The organism is Pseudomonas sp. Sample_24 (genome assembly GCF_004307605.1).
GTDB lineage: Bacteria > Pseudomonadota > Gammaproteobacteria > Pseudomonadales > Pseudomonadaceae > Aquipseudomonas.
Genome location: NZ_RCNW01000512.1, coordinates 1 through 17730, shown reverse-complemented (window position 1 = coordinate 17730; position 17730 = coordinate 1). Strand labels below are relative to the sequence as shown.

Here is a 17730-nt window from a genome sequence, read left to right as displayed (position 1 = left end):
CCATCGTCTTTGCGTGTGCGTCGTACGGACATCGAAGTCCCCTATAAAGAAGTCATAGTGCGTCGCCTGGATTCAGGTCGGCGCAGTCTAAAGAATGAAAATGACGGTTCGTCAACGAGGGGGTAGACCCCGCAGACCGCAACGAGTTTAGAAACCGGTCAAGAACAGGCTCTGTGAAAACCATGACGGCGACGCCAGACCTGAAGGCAATCAGGGCTGGATCAAGCCGCAAGTGGTTTTCACAGAGGCTGCTAGCCGCCGGACTTCTTCGCTTTGAAACCGAGCTTGATCAGTTCAGCCAAGAGTAGCTCGACATGATCGCCCTGGATTTCAATGATCCCGTCTTTCAACGCCCCGCCGGTACCGCAGCGTTTTTTCAACGTCGTGGCCAGTTCCTTGAGCGCGTCTTCAGCCAACGGCACGCCGGTGATGGTGGTCACCGTCTTGCCGCCACGGCCCTTGCTTTCGCGGCGCACGCGAGCGATGCCGTCGCCGGCCGGGATAACGGTCTGTTTGCAGATGCAGGCGTCCACCGGTTTACTGCATTCCGGGCAATGACGACCTGCGTCGGTGGAAAATACCAGGCCACCAAGGGCGGCGAAGGATGCGGCTTTTTTGGCCACCGGCAATCCTCTTGGGAGGACAAAGACTGGTCGCAGCACTCGGGAAGGGCTATCGACCGCGAAGCCCCACTCAGGCAGGGGCAGCGCTACTGAACCGGCAGACTCTGTCGTTGGCGTGTCCTCTGCAGGAGCGAGCCTGCTCGCGATGAACCTGAGAACGCTGCGGGGTGTCAGGATACCCTCGTCATCGTTCACGACCATCGCGAGCAGGCTCGCTCCAACAGAACAGCAACAACCAATACCGGTTCAGCTTAAAAAGGTCGCGCAGTGTAACGGCAAAAACGCCGATTGCTAAGAGCCAATCGGCGCCAATTTATGCCTCTTTTGCGACGTCTTCGCCGCGTGACCGCAGATAGCGCTTCAACGCGGCCAAAGAGTCCGGGCAGTAAGGCTTTTGCTCGATTTCCTGCATGACCTGTTCGATGGGGATAAAACGCGCTTCCAGCACCTCTTCCGGTTGCAGGACCAACGGGCCATCCCACACCGCGGAAAACGCCGAGCACCACAGGCGATTGCCGGTGTCTTCGAAGAAAAAGTGGTCATGGGCGGTCAGTTCCACACCACGCACGCCCAATTCTTCTTCCAGTTCCCGCGCCGCCGACTCGGCGTAGGTTTCCGTCGCCAGCACCATGCCGCCCGCCGCCACGTCCCAGAAACCAGGATAGATTGCCTTGCTGAGTGTGCGCCGATGCACGCAAAGCTCACCCGCGGAGTTGAACAACATGATGTAAGTGCCGCGACCGATCAGCCCTCGCTCACGCAAATCGGAACGGACCAGGGCGCCGAGCAGGTTGTCCTGTTCGTCGACCCAGGCGATCTGTTCGGCATCCGAAGCCGCCCGATGGGCGGCCTCCCGCAGGTTATCGATGGAACTGTCGGCCATGACTCAGCCCTGATTGAGCAGTTGACGCAAATCGATCACTGCCGCGTTGGCCCGGGAAATGTAGTTGGCCATGACCAGCGAGTGGTTGGCCAAAACGCCGAAGCCGCTGCCATTGAGGATCATCGGACTCCACACGGCTTCCTGCGACGCTTCCAGCTCACGAATGATCTGGCGCACGCTGACCGTGGCGTTCTTCTTGGCCAGGACATCGGCGAAATCGACTTCGATGGCGCGCAGCAAATGCGACAAGGCCCAAGCCTGGCCTCGCGCTTCGTAGAACACGTTGTCGATCTGCAGCCATGGGGTTTCGACGATTTCTTCGTCGACTTGCGGCGCCACACCCGGTACCACGACCTCGGTTTTCAACGCGGTGTTGAGCTTGACCCGACCAACACTGGCCGACAGTCGTTGCGACAGCGAACCCAGACGCGTACCGACGTCGCCCAGCCAGTTGTTCAGGTTGTCGGCGCGGGCATAGAACAGCGCGCTCTTCTGGTTCGGATCGGACAGGCGCGCCTGATAACGGCTCAGGGAATTGATGCCTTCCTGGTACTCGGACTCACTGGATGGCAGCACCCAGCTCTTGTTGTCGAAGTTGAAACGCGGCTCGGCCTTGGCCAGATCAGCGTCTTCGGCGGACTGCGACTGCGAGCGGGCGAAATCTTTGCGCAACGCACGGCTCAGGTCGCGCACCTGTACCAGCACGCCATATTCCCAGCTCGGCATGTTGTCCATCCACAGGCCTGGCGGAAAGCGGTCGTTGGAGATATAGCCGCCCTGCTTGGTCAGCAACGTACCGGCAACGGTCTTGAGGGTTTCGACCGTGGTGTAACCGACCACCATTTGCTTGCCTTCTTTTTCGGCCGCCATTTGCGCAGTCTGCTGCACAGGAAACAGCGCAGGCTCCTGGCTCCAGTACCATCCCAAAGCAATCGCCACCAGCAGGTAGAGACCGATCAGCGTGGCCAGCGCGCGGCTGAACAGCAGGCCGCCCAGATAACTGCGGGTGGCCGACTTGGGCTCGGCGGCACGTTCAGGCGCACTGCCCGCGCGGTTTTTCCAGTCCAGCATGGCGATATCCTTTCAATCACTTGAGTTCAACGGTTCGACCACAACCATACAACAACGTGCCTTTGCCCGGCACCCGCCGTTGGCGTGATGACGAAAATTAAACGTCCCGCGTAACCGCAGCGATCATCACGACCGCTTCGCTGACGCTGCCCATAGGGGAATCCCCTAGCCCATACCCGCAAAAAAACAGCGTATCGGCTCATCTTCAGCCACCTGAAAACAACTCGTATTCAAGTCTGATCGGCAGCTCGAAACGCCCGGACATTTCATCACAAACGCCGTACAAGCCCCGGTCGGCGCGCCCTTCGCAAAAACCAACAGCCGATTTACGACCAATCAGTCAGAAACTGAATGCGTCCGCGTTGCAGATTATTGACGTACAGCACTCATGTCATCGCAAAGTGGTGCTAGCATAGAGCCACCACTCGACCTCAGCGCGCCCCCTAACTAGTAGTCAGGATATGACCGAGCCAGAAGATCCCAGCCGCGAGCGCCTCAAGCACCACTTTGCCCAGCGGGTAATTCATCAGGCACGTCAGATTCTTGAGATATGGCAGCGCCTGCAACGCAGCGAGTGGTCAAGCACCGATCTGTCGGAGCTGAGCGAGGCCAATCTGCGCCTGCTGCGCTTCGCCGAGCGTTTCGAACAGCCGGAACACACGCACCTGGCTCGCCAAATCACTCAGTCACTGGAAGCCGTCGATGCCAATCGCGGACGCTTGAGCAGTGGCCTGATCACTGACCTCAACCGCTTGATGCAGCGCCTGTCCCGCACTGGCCTGCGCCATGGCGACCAACTCGACCAGACGTTCCTGCCGCCCCTGCGCAAGCCGATCTACGTCATGCTGCAGGATCACGACCGCGCCGAACGCCTGGCCAAGCAACTGGAGTTTTTCGGGCTAAGCGCCCAGTCCCTGGACAGCGTAGCTGCGTTTCGCTCGTCGATGGTCGAGCGTCTGCCGGCAGCAATTGTCATGGACGTGGACTTCAGTGGCCCCGGCATCGGCCTGAAGCTGGCCGCCGAAGCCCAGGAAGGCCTCGATCATCAATTGCCGCTGTTGTTCTTCAGCCTGCACGAAACCGATACCCCGACCCGACTCGCCGCCGTGCGTGCCGGTGGTCAGGAGTTCCTCACCGGCACGCTCGAAGCGTCGAGCCTGCTGGAGAAAATCGAAGTCCTGACCTGCGTTGCCCAGTACGAACCCTATAAAGTGCTGATCATCGACGACTCCCGTGCCCAGGCCTTGCACACCGAGCGCTTGCTCAACAGCGCCGGGATTGTCACCCGGACGCTGATCGAGCCGATCCAGGCCATGGCCGAACTGGCGGACTTCCAGCCGGACCTGATCATCCTCGACATGTACATGCCGGCCTGCACGGGTACGGAACTGGCCAAGGTGATCCGTCACAACGACCGTTATGTCAGCGTGCCGATCATTTACCTGTCCGCCGAAGACGATCTGGACAAGCAGCTCGACGCCATGAGTGAAGGCGGCGACGACTTCCTGACCAAGCCGATCAAACCCCGGCACTTGATCACCACCGTGCGCAATCGCGCGGCGCGGGCGCGCAACCTCAAGGCTCGCATGGTCCGCGACAGCCTCACCGGCCTGTACAACCACACCCACATCCTGCAATTGCTCGAAGACTGTTCGTTCCGCTCTCGTCGCGAGAACAAACCGCTGAGCTTCGCCATGCTCGACATCGACCACTTCAAGCGCGTCAACGACAGCCACGGCCACCCCATGGGCGACCGGGTGATCAAGAGCCTGGCGTTGTTCCTCAAGCAGCGCTTGCGCAAGACCGACTTCATTGGCCGCTACGGCGGTGAAGAGTTCGCCATTGTCATGCCGGACACCGACCTTGAGGCGGCCTACAAGGTCCTCGATGAAATCCGCCAGCGCTTTGCCGAAATTCACTATCCGGCTCAACCCCAGGATTTGTGGTGCACGTTCAGCGCCGGGGTGGTGGAGTTGTGTGAAACCTCCGACAGCCTGTCCATGGCCAGCCAGGCGGATGAGGCGCTCTATCGTGCCAAAGGTGCCGGGCGCAACCGTGTCCAGGCGGCGGGGACATCAAAGCAAAGTGCCACTTTTTCATCGCAATTGACCCCTTCGGTCATAACCCTGTAACAGAAACGCAATAACTTCAGGCGCTTACCATTTCTGCCGTTGGTAGTCCGTGATGCGCCTGAAGCTGCTGACCAATCTCAACACCCTCCTTTTAGTCGCCGTGTGCGTAGCCCTTGGCGCGACGCTGTGGTGGTCGCAAAAAGCCCTCGAACGCCCGTACCTATTAATGGAGCGTTACCTGGGTTTGTCCCAGCAGTTTCAGAACGATGTGGCGCGCAACATCGAGGATTACCTCGCCAGCGGCGATGCCCTGCGCTTGAGCAACGCCACCCAGGCCATTGATGCCCTGCAAACAGAACTCGGCGAATTGCCACCGGCGCTGGCCGAAAGCCTGCGCCCTAGCCTGTCCAACCTGAGTGACTTCAGCAAAACCGATCTGCTGGCCGCGGGCAAGCTCGCCGGAGATCCGCAGGCCCTGCTGCTGCAAGCCGAGCGGGAATTGGCTGCCAGCCTCGACCAGCTCAGTCAGTACGCCAGCGCCAACGCGGCGTACCTGACGCCATTGCTCACTGCATCGCAGCATTTGGGTAAATTGTCGCTGGCCCGGGACAAACTGGTCAGCAGCGGCCGCAGCGAACTGGCCGCCGATGTCGAGCGCGAAGTCACCCACATCCGCACCCAGGCCGAGCTGCTGGACGCCCTGCCCTTGCTGGGCGTGGCAGCCAGCAGCGAATCGAACACCGATGATTTCGCCTCGATGATGGGGCTGGAAAACACTGAGAAAGCTGTCGCCGAGGATGCCGGCGTTGGCTACAAGCGTGAACTCAATAGCCTGCTAACCCGTTACCCGGCGGAGCTGGCTCGGACCCGCGAGCAGATCCAGAAACGCGCCGATCTCAGTACCGCGACTCATCTTAAAATCGCCGATGTGCAACACGCCATCGCCGGGCTGGAACCGGTGGTCCGCGCCCAGCACGGGCAAATCCAGGGCGAAGTCCGACTGATGCAAGGCGTGATGATCGGTTTGATTTTGCTGATCGCGCTGCTGATCGACAGCCTGCAACGCAAACTCGCCCGGACCCTGACCAACCTCGCTCCGGCGCTGTCGACCTGGGCCGAAGGGGATTTCAGCCAGGACATCCAACTGGGCAAGACCAACCGCGAATTGCATGACATCGAAGCGTCGCTCAATCGCTTGCGCGCCTATCTGGTGGCGCTGGTGGGGACCATTCGCCTTAACGCCGAACAGGTCGCCGGCAGCAGCCGGACCCTCGCCGAATTGAGCAACGACCTGCACAGCGGTGCCGAGCACCAGGCGGGGGACACCGCATTGATCCGCGACTCCCTCGGCGAACTGGAAGCGACCATTCAGCAAGTCGCCGGCGATGCCAGCCAGGCTGCCGAAGCCAGTCGGCATGCGGGCCTCGCGGTGGAGCACGGGCAGCAAGTCATTGGCCTGAGCCTGACAGGCCTGCATGCGCTGGTGGACGAAGTGCAGGGCAATGCACAGATGATCGAACATCTGGCCGAAGAGTCCGCGACCATCGGCGGGGTGCTGACGGTGATTCGCTCGATTGCCGACCAGACCAATCTGCTGGCGCTGAATGCGGCCATTGAAGCGGCACGCGCCGGGGAAATGGGTCGCGGCTTTGCCGTGGTGGCTGAAGAAGTTCGCTCACTGGCGCAACGCACTGCTGGCGCCACCGCCGAAATCCAGACCTTGATCGCCGGTCTGCAAACCGCCGCGCGCCAGTCGGTCGAAGGCATGCGCGCCCAGGTCGAACACGCCGAAGCCACCGCCAACCAGGCCCAGGCGGCCGATGGCGCGCTGGATAAAATCGTCGGGGCGATCCAGACCATCTCTGACACCGCAGTGCGCATCGCCGATGTCACCGCCCAGCAGAGCGGCGCCGTCAGTGAGATTCGCGACCACAGCGAGCGGATTCATCAGTTGGGCGGGGATAACTTGCTGCGCATTGGCGAAGGGCGCGAGCAAGGGGAAAATTTGCTGGTGCTGGGTGGGCGCCTGCATACCGCCGTTCAGGCCTTCCGCGTCTGATAAGCCGCCATCGCTGGCAAGCCAGCTCCCACAGGATTGAGGGTGCTTATTGATCTTGTGGACAACCTTGATACTCGTGGGTGTTGGCTTGCCAGCTCCCACAGGGTTGAGGGTGCTTATAGATCTTGTGGATACCTGCAAAACTTGTGGGAGCTGGCTTGCCAGCGATGACGTCGGACCAGTCACCCCAGCACTACCCGCACTGCACATCCGCACGACGTCCGCTATCATCCCCCCAATTCCGATACGCGAGATTGTCATGCGCCGTTTGCTCTGCCTGCTTTTATTCGTGCTCGCCCTGCCGGCCGCCGCCACCGGCCTGTTGGAGAGCCGTCCCAGTTCTACCCTGGGCTCGATCAACAACAGCGCCGACTTCCTGCCGGTACGTGAAGCTTTTCAGTTGAGCCTGGTAGAAAGCACGCCGCAATCGATCAAACTGCGTTTCGTCGCCACCGAAGGCTATTACCTCTACCGTCACCGCTTCCAGTTTCGCGCAGAACCGGGCGATGTCACCCTCGGGGCAGCGCAATTGCCCGACGGCCAAAAGAAGCACGACGAGTACTTTGGCGATGTCGAGGTCTACCACGGCGTTCTCGATGTAGAACTACCGCGCTCCGATCAGCGCGCCTTTACCTTGGTGGTGACTTATCAGGGCTGCGCCGACAAGGGCCTGTGTTATCCGCCGGAAACCGAGCGCCTGAGTATCAACGCCGGCAACAGCGTGAGCGTGCCGTATAGCTGGAGCTGGCGCGAACTGGCGCTGTTTTTCCTCGCCGGTCTGGGCCTGACGTTCACCCCCTGCGTGCTGCCGATGCTGCCGATCCTGTCCGGCGTGGTGTTGCGCGGACAGGTCGGCGGCTGGCGCGGTTTCAACCTGTCGCTGGCGTATGTGCTGCCGATGGCGGCGTGTTTTGCCCTGCTCGGCGCCTTGATGGGGATGTTCGGTGCGCAACTCAATCTCCAGGCGCGCCTGCAATCGGCCTGGGTGCTGGTACCATTCGCGATGTTTTTCGCAGTGTTTGCCCTGGCGATGTTCGGGGTGTTCGAGCTGAAGTTGCCGCACGCCATCAGCAGCCGGCTCGACCGCATTGCTGGTCGCACCGAAGGCGGCTCGCTGTGGGGCGCGGCAGTGCTGGGCGTGGTTTCCAGCCTACTGGTTTCGCCCTGCGTATCGGCACCCTTGGCCGGTGCGTTGCTGTACATCAGCGCCAGCGGCGATGCCTTGGGCGGTGGACTGAAACTGTTCATGCTCGGCCTGGGCATGGGCGCGCCACTGTTATTGGTGGCCACCGGCGGCGCGGCGTGGCTGCCAAAAAGCGGCCCGTGGCTGATCTATGTGAAGAATGCAATTGGCGTGTTATTGCTGGGACTGGCAATCGGCTTGCTCAGCCGGGTTTTGCCGGGCCAAGTCACGCTGCTGCTGATCGGCCTGCTGGCCGCGGGTGTCGGCTTGTTCCTCGGCGCACTGGAATTCGTCTACAAACCACCGCGAAAACGCCTGGGCCAGCTATTCGGGATGTTCCTGCTGTTTTACGCGCTGGCCTGCTGGTTCGGCGCATTCAGCGGCCAGAGCGACCCGTTCAACCCCATCGGCCAGCCGCGCACCATTGCCAGCAACGCGCCAACCCAGGAAACCAGTGCCTGGCAAACCGTAGACACCCCGGCTGAACTCGACCGTGTGCTCGCCCAAGCCCGCTCAGCCAACACTGCGCTGCTGCTCGACTGGTACGCCGACTGGTGCATCAGTTGCAAAGTGATCGAACGGGAGGTACTGAACGACCCCATCGTCATCGAACGCCTCAAGGGTTACAGGCTGGTGCGCTTTGATATCACCCAGAGCAACGCCGAACAACGCGCCCTGCTCGATCGCTACCAACTGTTCGGCCCCCCTGCCTTGATGTTTTTCGGCAAGGACGGCGTCGAACGTGTCGATGTGCGGGTGATCGGCGAGATCAATGCGCGGGACTTCGCCGAACGTGTTGCCAGGGCGAATGACCGGATTTAAGCAAGCAGTCATATATTTCGCGCAAACATCGGTCATCGTGCTGGCTATTGCAGAGAACTGGACAGTCACAAAGGCTTTGCGGCATAGTCGCCGAGTTCTGACAATTGCACACGGATAACAAAGGAACCGCCGATGGCGACGCTACTCGTTCTGCACGGACCCAACCTGAACCTGCTCGGCACCCGTGAACCGGGCACCTATGGCGCCACGACGCTGGCCCAGATCAACCAGGACCTGGAACGCCGTGCCCGTGAAGCCGGCCACCATTTGCTGCACCTGCAAAGCAATGCCGAGTACGAATTGATCGACCGCATCCACGCCGCTCGCAGCGAAGGTGTGGACTTCATTTTGATCAACCCGGCAGCTTTTACGCATACAAGTGTCGCATTACGTGACGCGCTGCTGGCGGTGAGCATCCCATTCATCGAAGTGCATTTGTCCAACGTGCACAAACGCGAACCTTTCCGCCATCACTCTTACTTCTCCGACGTAGCGGTAGGAGTGATCTGCGGCCTTGGCGCCAGCGGTTATCGACTGGCCTTGGAGGCTGCATTAGAGCAGCTTGAACAACAAGCTATACGCCCCTGACCGACCCTTGGGAGTTGATGATTCATGGATATCCGTAAAGTTAAGAAACTGATCGAATTGCTGGAAGAGTCCGGCATCGACGAGCTCGAGATCAAGGAAGGCGAAGAGTCCGTACGCATCAGCCGTCACAGCAAAACCCCGGCTCAGCAGTACTACGCTCCTGCGCCAATGCCAGCTCCGGCTGCCGCGCCTGTCGCTGCCGCCGCTCCGGCTGCCGCTGCCGCCGCACCTGCAGCGCCTGCCGCACCAGCGTTGAACGGCACCGTTGCCCGTTCGCCAATGGTCGGTACGTTCTATCGCAAGTCTTCGCCAACCTCGCCGTCCTTCGTTGAAGTCGGCCAGACCGTGAAGAAAGGCGACACCCTGTGCATCGTTGAAGCCATGAAGATGATGAACCACATCGAAGCTGAAACCAGCGGTGTGATCGAATCCATCCTCGTCGAAGACGGCCAGCCGGTTGAGTACGACCAACCGCTGTTCACCATCGTTTGAACCGCGGAGAGCCTTTGATGACTGCGAAGTTGGAAAAAGTTCTGATCGCCAACCGCGGTGAGATCGCCCTGCGGATCCTGCGCGCCTGCAAAGAGATGGGCATCAAGACCGTCGCCGTTTACTCCAAGGCTGACAAGGAACTGATGCACCTGGGTCTGGCAGACGAGTCCGTCTGCATCGGCCCGGCATCGGCCGCCCACTCCTACCTGCACATTCCGGCAATCATTGCCGCGGCCGAAGTGACCGGCGCTACCGCCATTCACCCAGGCTACGGTTTCCTTGCGGAAAACGCCGACTTTGCCGAGCAGGTCGAGAACTCCGGCTTCGCCTTCATCGGCCCGAAAGCCGACACCATTCGCCTGATGGGCGACAAGGTATCGGCCAAGCACGCCATGATCGCCGCCGGTGTACCGACCGTTCCGGGTTCTGACGGCCCGCTGCCGGAAGACGAAGAAACCGCTCTGCGCATTGGTCGCGAAGTCGGTTATCCGGTGATCATCAAGGCCGCTGGCGGCGGTGGTGGTCGCGGCATGCGCGTTGTGCATAAAGAAGAAGACCTGATTTCCTCGGCGAAACTGACCCGCTCCGAAGCAGGCGCGGCGTTCGGCAACCCGATGGTCTATCTGGAAAAGTTCCTGACCAACCCGCGTCACGTGGAAGTCCAGGTGCTTTCCGACGGCCAGGGCAACGCCATCCATCTGGGCGACCGCGATTGCTCGCTGCAACGTCGTCACCAGAAAGTTCTCGAAGAAGCGCCGGCACCGGGCATCGACGAGAAGGCTCGCCAGGAAGTTTTCGCTCGCTGCGTCAAGGCGTGCATCGACATCGGTTACCGGGGTGCGGGCACTTTCGAGTTCCTGTACGAGAACGGCCGCTTCTACTTCATCGAGATGAACACTCGTGTCCAGGTAGAGCACCCGGTTTCGGAAATGGTCACCGGTATCGACATCGTCAAGGAGATGCTCAGCATCGCCGCCGGCAACAAGCTGTCGTTCACCCAGGATGACGTGGTCATCCGCGGTCACGCGCTGGAGTGCCGGATCAACGCCGAAGATCCGAAAACCTTCATGCCGAGCCCGGGCACGGTCAAGCATTTCCACGCACCAGGCGGCAACGGCGTTCGCGTCGACTCGCACCTGTACAGTGGTTATGCCGTACCGCCGAACTACGATTCGTTGATCGGCAAGCTGATCACTTACGGTGCAACCCGTGACGAAGCCATGGCGCGCATGCGCAATGCGCTGGACGAAATCGTGGTCGACGGGATCAAGACCAACATCCCGCTGCACCGCGACCTGACCCGCGACGAAGGCTTCTGCAAAGGGGGCGTGAACATTCACTACCTCGAGCACAAGCTGGCCGGCGAGAAGCACTAAGCTTCGAACCTGCACCTGACAAAGCCGCCTTCGGGCGGCTTTGTTGTTTCTGCAGATGCTCCCCAGAAACCTTGTGGCGAGGGAGCTTGCTCCCGCTCGGTTGCGCAGCAGCCGCAAGACCATTCATCCGAGTTGCGTCAGACAAAGCCTTATCTGCCATTTTGGGACCGCATCGCGCTCCAGCGGGAGCCAGCTCCCTCGCCACAGAGAGCGTCGTCTGCGGTATTGGATGGCAACCCGGTCGTCTTCTGCGTTGCGCTCGCGTAAACTTGCGCGCTTCTCGCAGCCCGCTAGGCTGCAATCTATATTTTTCAAAGGTGCCCGCCATGCCTTGGCTGCAAGTCCGTCTCGCCATCAGCCCAGAACAAGCCGAAACCTACGAAGACGCTTTCCTTGAAGTGGGCGCCGTATCGGTGACCTTCATGGACGCCGAAGACCAGCCGATCTTCGAGCCGGAACTCAACACCACGCCACTGTGGTCGCACACCCACCTGCTGGCCCTGTTCGAAGGTGGCACCGAGCCTGGCCCGGTGCTGGCTCATCTTGAGCTGTTGACTGGCAGCCCGCTGCCCGAACACCACAGTGAAGTGATCGAAGACCAGGATTGGGAACGCAGCTGGATGGACGGTTTCCAGCCGATGCGTTTCGGTCAGCGCCTGTGGATCGTACCGAGCTGGCATGCCGCTCCCGAACCAGACGCCGTCAACCTGCTGCTGGACCCGGGCCTGGCGTTCGGCACCGGCACCCACCCGACCACCGCGCTGTGCCTGGAATGGCTCGACGGTCAGGATCTGAAAGATTGCAACGTGCTGGACTTCGGCTGCGGCTCGGGGATCCTGGCCATTGCCGCCTTGCTGCTGGGCGCCAGGGAAGCGGTCGGCACCGACATCGACGTGCAGGCGCTGGAAGCTTCCCGCGACAATGCCGGGCGCAACCACATTGCCAATGAGCTGTTCCCACTGTATCTGCCGGAAGATCTGCCGCAGGTTCAGGCTGATGTGCTGGTAGCGAACATTCTCGCTGGCCCGCTGGTATCCCTTGCACCGCAGCTGTCCGGCCTGGTCAAGCCCGGTGGCCGTCTGGCGCTGTCGGGGATTCTGGCCGAGCAAGGCGATGAAGTGGCTGCAGCCTACGCCAAGGACTTCGATCTGGATCCGATCGCCAATCGCGATGGCTGGGTGCGCATCACAGGCCGTCGGCGCTAGAATGAGCGTCTGCATAATCCGGATCGCCGCATGACCGATAGCTTCGTCACCCAGTGCCCGCATTGCCAAACCAGTTTCCGCGTCAGCCATGCCCAGTTGAGCGTGGCGCGCGGGGTCGTTCGCTGTGGCTCATGCCTGCAGGTATTCAACGCGGCCAAGCAATTGCTTGAACAGGCCGGCAAAGAGCCTGCCGCGCCGATTGCACCTGCCATCGCGCAAGCCCCAGCACCCGAACAACCGCGTGCCATCAGCCAAAAGCAATGGAGCGCGGCCGAACTGGATCTGGACAGCCTCGACCTCGACGAAGAACTCGCCCGGCTCGAACAGCGGGAAATCCAGCCCATCACCGAATTCGGCCGCCCCCGCGAAGACAGCCTCAGCGCTCGCCGCGACAGCACTGAAATCGACGAAGAACCCTGGACCACTGACAGCCTGTTCAGCGAATCGGCCGCCGATCGTGCGCAAACGGGCAATAACCTTGACGAGCTCGATGCGCTCGACACTCCTGTTTCAGAAGAACCCCTGAAAGAGACAGGCATCCTCGCACGCACCGAACCCTCGCTATCGCTGGAACTCGAGCCGGTGGAACTGGACGACGAACCCCAGCCGCCACATTTACGCCTGCACGACCCGCTCGATCCTCCACTTCATCACGAACGCCTTTCGGCAACGGCTACTGAAGAAATCGACGCCGACCTGCCTTCGATCGAGCCCTTGCGCAAGCGTCGCGAACGCAGCGAACCGGGCGTTCGCGCCGAAGTCTTGCAAGACCTGACCGATGACCCGCTGCAACTGGACTGGCAAAAACGCCGTTCGCCGTGGGGGCGCCGATTCTTCTGGCTCGTGCTGATCCTGCTGGGCGCCGGCGCACTCGTGGGCCAGTACGTCGCCTATCACTTCGACGAACTGGCACGCCAGGACCAATATCGCCCATGGTTCCAGCAACTGTGCCCACACATCGGTTGCACGGTGCCCTCCAAGGTCGACATCGCCAAAATCAAAAGCAGCAACCTGGTAGTGCGCAGCCACCCGGAGTTCAGTGGTGCGCTGGTGGTTGATGCGATCATCTATAACCGCGCGCCCTTCTCCCAGCCCTTCCCGCTGCTGGAACTGCGCTTCGCCGACCTCAACGGCCACCTGATCGCCAGCCGCCGCTTCAAACCCGGCGAGTATCTCGGGGGCGACCTCGAAGGCATGGCCGAAATGCCTCCGCAAACCCCGATCCACATCGCACTCGACATTCTCGATCCAGGTGCAAAAGCGGTGAATTACAGCCTGAGCTTCCACTCGCCCGAGTGAAACGGTTCACCGCTCTTCAATTGACGACGGCTTTCTGACTTTCCCTGCGCGAACCAAACCGCTGGCGATAACGGAATAACTGTTCAGATTTTGTTCAATTCGACCTTTATCCAGTCATCGAGAGCGGGTATCATGCCAACCCTTTTTCGAACTCTCATGATCCGGCCCCACAACAGGGAAGCCCTATGTCGGCGGTACGCATCGGTCCATACACATTACACAACGGCTTGATTCTCGCCCCGATGGCGGGGGTCACCGACCAACCCTTTCGTCAGCTGTGCAAACGATTGGGCGCGGGACTGGTCGTCTCGGAAATGGTCACCAGCGACATGAGTTTGTGGAACACCCGCAAGTCGCGGATGCGCATGATCCACGAAGGTGATCCCGAGCCACGCTCGGTACAGATCGCCGGTGGCGATGCACAGATGCTGGCGGATGCAGCGCGGGCCAACGTCGAGTTGGGCGCACAGATTATTGATATCAACATGGGCTGTCCGGCGAAGAAGGTCTGCAACAAGGCCGCCGGCTCCGCACTGTTGAAGGATGAAGCACTGGTCACCGAGATCCTGCAGGCCGTCGTGGCTGCGGTTGATGTGCCGGTTACCCTGAAAATTCGGACCGGCTGGGACCGGGACAACAAGAATGGCCTGACGGTGGCGAAGATCGCCGAGCAGGCAGGCATTACGGCGCTGGCGGTACATGGCCGCACCCGTGCCGATCTGTACACCGGTGAAGCCGAGTACGACACCATTGCCGCGATCAAGCAGGCGGTATCGATGCCGGTGTTTGCCAACGGCGATATCGATTCGCCGGAAAAGGCCCGATACGTGCTCGACGCGACCGGTGCCGACGGCCTGCTGGTTGGCCGGGCCGCCCAGGGGCGGCCATGGATTTTTCGCGAGATCGACCATTTCCTGCGCACCGGCGAGAAGCTCCCGGCGCTGGAACTGATCGAGGTGGAACGCATTCTGCTAGAGCATCTGGCTGCGCTGCACGCCTTCTATGGAGACGTGATGGGCGTGCGCATTGCTCGAAAGCATGTGGGCTGGTATCTCGCAACCTTGCCGGGCGCCAGGGAGTTTCGCGCCCACTTCAATCGTTTGGAAGATACGGAAGCACAATGCGCCAACGTTCAGGGGTTCTTCGCCGAACGTTACAAGAGCCTGACAGGGGACGGAGAGGGGGTGGCCGCATGACGATGATGACCGAGACTTTAGTGAGTGGAACAACACCCGTGAGCGACAACGTGAATTTGAAACAGCACCTCAATACCCCGAGCGAAGAAGGTCAGACCCTTCGCGGGAGTGTCGAGAAAGCGCTGCACAATTATTTCGCCCACCTTGAGGGCGCTGCCGTCACGGATGTGTACAACCTGGTGCTCTCCGAAGTCGAGGCTCCCCTGCTCGAGTGCGTGATGAACTACGTCAAGGGCAACCAGACCAAGGCCAGCGAAATGCTCGGACTCAACCGGGGCACGCTGCGCAAGAAACTCAAGCAGTACGATTTGCTGTAAGCATTCAATCAAACCAGAAAGGCGCCCGCGTAAAACCGGTCGCCTTTTTTGCTGACTCCTTTGCTTTTGATGGAAATTGAAATGACCGACCAGACTACCCGCCTGCCGATCCGCCGCGCCTTGATCAGCGTTTCCGACAAGACCGGGATCCTTGAATTCGCCAAAGAGCTTGAAGCCCTGGGCGTCGAGATCCTCTCCACCGGCGGGACGTTCAAGCTGCTGCAGGACAACGGCGTTGCCGCTGTGGAAGTCGCTGATTACACCGGTTTTGCCGAAATGATGGACGGTCGGGTGAAGACCCTGCATCCGAAAATCCACGGCGGGATCCTCGGTCGTCGCGGTATCGACGATGCCATCATGAACGAACACGGCATCAAGCCGATCGATCTGGTGGCGGTCAACCTGTACCCGTTCGAAGCCACCATCAACAAGCCAGGCTGTGACCTGCCGACCGCCATCGAGAACATCGACATCGGCGGCCCGACCATGGTCCGTTCGGCTGCCAAGAACCACAAAGACGTGGCCATCGTGGTCAATGCCAGCGATTACGCCAGCGTCCTCGAAAACCTCAAGGCCGGTGGCCTGACTTACGCTCAGCGTTTCGACCTGATGCTCAAGGCCTTCGAACACACCGCTGCCTATGACGGCATGATCGCCAACTACATGGGTACCGTGAACCAGGCTGCCGAGACGCTCAGCACAGAAGGTCGCAGCGAATTCCCGCGCACGTTCAACAGCCAGTTCATCAAGGCCCAGGAAATGCGCTACGGCGAGAACCCGCACCAGAGCGCGGCGTTCTACGTGGAAGCCAAGCCTGCCGAAGTCGGCATCGCTACCGCGACCCAACTGCAGGGCAAAGAGCTGTCGTACAACAACGTGGCCGACACCGACGCTGCATTGGAATGCGTCAAGAGCTTCGTCAAGCCAGCCTGCGTGATCGTCAAGCACGCCAACCCGTGCGGCGTGGCTGTCAGCCCTGATGCCGAAGGCGGCATCCGCAAAGCCTACGACCTGGCTTATGCCACCGATACCGAATCCGCGTTTGGCGGCATCATCGCCTTCAACCGCGAACTGGATGCAGAGACCGCCAAGGCGATCGTCGAGCGCCAGTTCGTTGAAGTGATCATCGCCCCAAGCGTCAGCGAAGAAGCCCGCGCCATCGTTGCAGCCAAAGCCAACGTGCGCCTGCTGGCCTGCGGCGAGTGGTCGGCCGATCGTGCAGCAGCGTGGGATTACAAGCGCGTCAATGGTGGTCTGCTGGTGCAGAGCCGTGACATCGGCATGATCAGCGCCGATGACCTGAAAGTCGTGACCAAACGCGCTCCGACCGAACAGGAAATCCACGACCTGATCTTCGCCTGGAAGGTCGCCAAGTACGTTAAATCCAACGCCATCGTCTACGCCAAGAACCGTCAGACCATCGGTGTCGGCGCCGGTCAGATGAGCCGCGTGAACTCGGCTCGCATCGCTGCGATCAAGGCTGAGCATGCAGGCTTGCAGGTAGCCGGTTCGGTGATGGCGTCCGATGCATTCTTCCCGTTCCGCGATGGTCTGGACAATGCGGCCAAGGCGGGCGTGACGGCTGTGATCCAGCCAGGCGGCTCGATGCGTGATGCTGAAGTGATTGCTGCTGCCGACGAAGCCGGCATCGCGATGGTATTCACCGGCATGCGCCACTTCCGTCACTGATTTGTTTGCTTGATCGTACCCACGCTCTGCGTGGGCACGCAGCCCGGGACGCTCCGCGTCCCTCGGACGCGGAGCGTCCGTTGAGGCATTCCCACGCAGAGCGTGGGAACGATCAGCCCCCACAGAATTAGCGTCATCCGAGGTTTTTGAAATGAATGTTTTGATCATTGGCAGCGGTGGCCGTGAACACGCCCTGGCCTGGAAAGTGGCTCAGGATCCGCGCGTGCAAAAGGTTTTCGTGGCCCCGGGCAACGCCGGTACGGCCATTGAAGCCAAGTGCGAGAACGTCGCCATCGACGTACTGGCCCTTGAGCAACTGGCGGACTTCGCCGAGAAAAACGTTTCCCTGACCATCGTTGGTCCGGAAGTGCCACTGGTTGCGGGCGTCGTGGACCTGTTCCGCTCCCGCGGCCTGGACTGCTTCGGTCCGACCGCTGGCGCCGCACAGCTGGAAGGTTCGAAAGCTTTCACCAAGGACTTCCTGGCTCGCCACAAGATCCCGACCGCCGACTACCAGAACTTCACCGAGATCGAGCCTGCCCTGGCTTACTTGCGCGAAAAAGGTGCGCCAATCGTGATCAAGGCCGATGGCCTTGCCGCCGGTAAAGGCGTGATCGTCGCCATGACCTTGGCCGAAGCCGAAGACGCCGTGCGTGACATGCTCGCCGGCAATGCCTTCGGTGACGCCGGCTCGCGCGTCGTGATCGAAGAGTTCCTGGATGGCGAAGAAGCCAGCTTCATCGTCATGGTCGACGGCAAGAACGTCCTGCCAATGGCCACCAGCCAGGACCACAAACGCGTCGGCGACGGCGACACCGGGCCGAACACCGGCGGCATGGGTGCCTACTCCCCTGC

Annotated in this window: 15 protein-coding genes; 12 read left to right on the top strand and 3 right to left on the bottom strand. The window is 60.7% G+C overall.

From position 1 onward, the window contains the following. Positions 1 to 251: 251 nt before the first annotated feature. From D8V06_RS29445 to D8V06_RS29435, 3 genes are all read right to left on the bottom strand, one after another. Positions 252 to 623 carry a translation initiation factor Sui1 gene (locus D8V06_RS29445; protein WP_003221288.1) on the bottom strand — a complete coding sequence of 124 codons (372 nt, stop codon included), beginning with the start codon at positions 621 to 623 and terminating at the stop codon, positions 252 to 254. Between the two features lie 313 nt (positions 624 to 936). After that, positions 937 to 1506: an NUDIX hydrolase gene (locus D8V06_RS29440; protein ID WP_056852470.1), complete on the bottom strand. Its 570-nt coding sequence runs from the start codon at positions 1504 to 1506 to the stop codon at positions 937 to 939. A 3-nt stretch (positions 1507 to 1509) separates the two neighbouring features. Then, the gene (locus D8V06_RS29435; protein ID WP_056852469.1) at positions 1510 to 2577 is read right to left on the bottom strand and encodes a DUF2333 family protein; all 1068 of its coding nucleotides are present in this window, start codon (positions 2575 to 2577) and stop codon (positions 1510 to 1512) included. Positions 2578 to 3038: 461 nt separating this feature from the next. Between D8V06_RS29435 and gcbA the strand changes: the two genes are divergently transcribed. The 12 genes from gcbA to purD form a co-directional block, all read left to right on the top strand. Continuing rightward, a complete protein-coding gene (gcbA, locus tag D8V06_RS29430; protein WP_056852468.1) occupies positions 3039 to 4709 on the top strand; it encodes a diguanylate cyclase GcbA in 1671 nt (556 codons plus the stop codon). Positions 4710 to 4761: 52 nt separating this feature from the next. Beyond that, positions 4762 to 6708: a methyl-accepting chemotaxis protein gene (locus D8V06_RS29425; RefSeq protein WP_130932356.1), complete on the top strand. Its 1947-nt coding sequence runs from the start codon at positions 4762 to 4764 to the stop codon at positions 6706 to 6708. Positions 6709 to 6967: 259 nt separating this feature from the next. Continuing rightward, complete coding sequence (locus tag D8V06_RS29420) at positions 6968 to 8713, top strand: protein-disulfide reductase DsbD (protein ID WP_130932355.1); 1746 nt, start codon at positions 6968 to 6970, stop codon at positions 8711 to 8713. 132 nt (positions 8714 to 8845) lie between these two features. Beyond that, positions 8846 to 9301, top strand: a complete 456-nt coding sequence (gene aroQ, locus D8V06_RS29415; RefSeq protein ID WP_056852465.1) for a type II 3-dehydroquinate dehydratase — start codon at positions 8846 to 8848, stop codon at positions 9299 to 9301. 24 nt (positions 9302 to 9325) lie between these two features. Continuing rightward, a complete protein-coding gene (gene accB / locus D8V06_RS29410) occupies positions 9326 to 9793 on the top strand; it encodes an acetyl-CoA carboxylase biotin carboxyl carrier protein (protein ID WP_056852464.1) in 468 nt (155 codons plus the stop codon). Between the two features lie 17 nt (positions 9794 to 9810). Next, positions 9811 to 11169, top strand: coding sequence for an acetyl-CoA carboxylase biotin carboxylase subunit (gene accC, locus D8V06_RS29405; protein ID WP_130932354.1), 1359 nt, complete (start codon positions 9811 to 9813; stop codon positions 11167 to 11169). 326 nt (positions 11170 to 11495) lie between these two features. Continuing rightward, positions 11496 to 12374 (top strand): 50S ribosomal protein L11 methyltransferase, encoded by an 879-nt coding sequence (gene prmA, locus D8V06_RS29395; protein WP_056852462.1) that lies wholly within the window; start codon positions 11496 to 11498, stop codon positions 12372 to 12374. 30 nt (positions 12375 to 12404) lie between these two features. Next, positions 12405 to 13673 (top strand): DUF3426 domain-containing protein, encoded by a 1269-nt coding sequence (locus tag D8V06_RS29390; protein WP_056852461.1) that lies wholly within the window; start codon positions 12405 to 12407, stop codon positions 13671 to 13673. 185 nt (positions 13674 to 13858) lie between these two features. Then, positions 13859 to 14869 (top strand): tRNA dihydrouridine synthase DusB, encoded by a 1011-nt coding sequence (dusB, locus tag D8V06_RS29385; RefSeq protein ID WP_056852460.1) that lies wholly within the window; start codon positions 13859 to 13861, stop codon positions 14867 to 14869. Further along, positions 14866 to 15186 (top strand): DNA-binding transcriptional regulator Fis, encoded by a 321-nt coding sequence (gene fis, locus D8V06_RS29380; RefSeq protein ID WP_015093301.1) that lies wholly within the window; start codon positions 14866 to 14868, stop codon positions 15184 to 15186. The genes dusB and fis overlap by 4 nt, the downstream gene beginning before the upstream one ends. An 81-nt stretch (positions 15187 to 15267) precedes the next feature. After that, complete coding sequence (gene purH / locus D8V06_RS29375; protein ID WP_056852459.1) at positions 15268 to 16875, top strand: bifunctional phosphoribosylaminoimidazolecarboxamide formyltransferase/IMP cyclohydrolase; 1608 nt, start codon at positions 15268 to 15270, stop codon at positions 16873 to 16875. A gap of 151 nt (positions 16876 to 17026) precedes the next feature. Then, positions 17027 to 17730, top strand: a 704-nt coding sequence (purD, locus tag D8V06_RS29370; RefSeq protein WP_130932352.1) for a phosphoribosylamine--glycine ligase, incomplete at its 3' end; no start/stop codon positions are given.